Source organism: Nonomuraea sp. NPDC049141 (genome assembly GCF_040648415.1).
In the GTDB taxonomy this organism is placed as follows: Bacteria; Actinomycetota; Actinomycetes; order Streptosporangiales; family Streptosporangiaceae; genus Nonomuraea.
In genome coordinates, this window is sequence record NZ_JBEZDR010000169.1 from 1 (window position 1) to 1889 (window position 1889).

The 1889-nt window shown below is 68.0% G+C and carries 3 protein-coding genes; all 3 read left to right on the forward strand.

Features of this window, described 5'->3' with window-relative positions; translation table 11 throughout:
* Positions 1–288: TauD/TfdA family dioxygenase (locus tag AB0B91_RS65520; RefSeq protein WP_358343112.1), on the forward strand; the 288-nt coding region annotated here is incomplete at its 5' end.
* Positions 289–428: 140 nt separating this feature from the next.
* Positions 429–1601 (forward strand): cytochrome P450, encoded by a 1173-nt coding sequence (locus tag AB0B91_RS65525; RefSeq protein ID WP_157747198.1) that lies wholly within the window; start codon positions 429–431, stop codon positions 1599–1601.
* Between the two features lie 54 nt (positions 1602–1655).
* Positions 1656–1889 (forward strand): AMP-binding protein (locus AB0B91_RS65530; protein ID WP_358343115.1); only part of this gene is annotated, 234 nt, incomplete at its 3' end.

The following is a 1889-nucleotide window of genomic DNA, read 5'->3' on the forward strand; positions in this document are numbered from 1 at the left end:
GGGGTCGAGCGGGAAGGAGCTCTCGAAGTCGACCCGCACGTCCCCGAGGCCACGCAGGCGCTGTCGATGCTCGGCGACGCGCTGCGCACCGTCCGCCGCACCTTCATCCTGGAGCCCGGCGACCTGGCGTTCGTCGACAACCGCCTGGCCCTGCACGGCCGCACCGAGTTCACCCCCCGCTACGACGGCCGCGACCGCTGGCTCCAGCGGATCTTCGTGCACCGCGACTTCCGGCGCTCCCGCGCCATGCGGCCGGCCGACGGCCACGTGCTCAGCAGCGCGAACTGATCACCCAACCCCGGGGCGAGGAGCGAATCGTCTTCGGGGCGCGGACCAGTTGAAACCAGATTCCGACAGCTGTTCCTTCCACCGATCACAGCGAGGACGACATGGCGAGCAAGTGCCCGGTACACGGATTAGAGAAGCTGATGGACGCGGACTACTTCGCGACCCCGTACGCGCCGTCCGAGCGCTTCGTGGCGCTACACGAGCGGGGCGCGGTCCACCAGACCTGCCTCGACGACCACGGCCGGGTATGGCTGGTCACCGGGCACGCCGAGGTCTTCGCCGCGCTGCGCGACAAGCGCCTCGCGCGCCCCCGCGAATACTCCAACGGGGACTTCGCCAGCCACCGGTTCCCGGAGGGCACGCCGACCGGCACGATCATCACCCTCGACCCGCCGGAACACACGCCGCTCAAGAAGATGGTCAACTTCACCTTCCTGCCCCGCCACCTGGAGACCTTCCGGCCCCGGATTCACGCCGTGGTCGCCATGCTGCTGGACAAGTTCGAGGCGAATGGCGGCGGCGACCTGGTAGAGGACTACGCGGCCATCGTGCCGATCACGATCGTCTGCGACGTACTCGGCCTTCCCGAGAGGTTCCGCAAGAACCTCAAGCAGTGGGCGGACCTCGGCTTCGGTAGTGACGACGAGACCAACGTCAAGATCCGGGAGAGCATGTTGGGGATGCTCGAGGAGGTCCGACAGCAGAAGACGGCGGAGCCCAGCGAAGACCTCTTCTCGTACTGGATCCACTACCGGGACGCCGACGGCAAACCGGTGCTGAACCCCCAGCAGTTGTTGATCATGGCCGCGCTGACGATCCTGGGTGGCTACGACACCACCGCAGGCATGATCAGCCGAGGCGCCCTGGCCCTGCTGGACTCCCCGGAGACGCTGGAGCGACTCCAGCGGGATCCCGATCTGTTCCCCGAGGCCATCGAGGAGCTGTTGCGCCGCAACGGCTCGGTGCACCACGGCTTCCGCCGCTTCGCCACCGAGGACATGGAGATCGACGGCAGGAAGATCAACAAGGGCGACACGGTGCTGTTGCACCTGACTGCCGCGGGCAACGACCCGAAGCGGTTCCCCGATCCGCAGGTGCTCGACATCGACCGCGCCGACAAGGGGCACGTGGCGTTCGGCGGCGGCCCGCACTTCTGCGCGGGAGCGGAACTGGCCCGGATGGAGATCAACATCGCCCTCCGGGAACTGTTCACCCGCTTCCCCGACATCAAGCTGGCCGTGCCCCAAGAGTCGCTGAAGTTGCGTGCCTACCCGTTCATTCCCGGGATCGTCTCGCTACCGGTCACGGTCTGACGCGTTCCGCCCCGGCCCGCAGCACAACTCCTGTCCGACAAGAGGTTGTTCAACATGCCGCGCACCGATCTGCTCCGCCCGCTGCCCGAACTGATCCAGACCAACGCCGCCGAGTCCAGCACCCGAATCGCGTACGTCGACGCACGGCGTGGCATCACCCACGGCGAGTTGGCGACGCGGACAGCGCGGCTCGCCGGGCACCTCGCCGACCTCGGTGTCTGGCCGGCGGACCGGGTCGTCGTCCTGCTGGACGGCGTCGCGGCGGTGGAGGGCGTGCTCGCCGTCGTC

What these genes read in the sequence shown, in the direction of transcription:
- AB0B91_RS65525 (WP_157747198.1), top strand. Translation starts at nt 429, where the DNA reads ATGGACGCGGACTACTTCGCGACCCCGTACGCGCCGTCCGAGCGCTTC.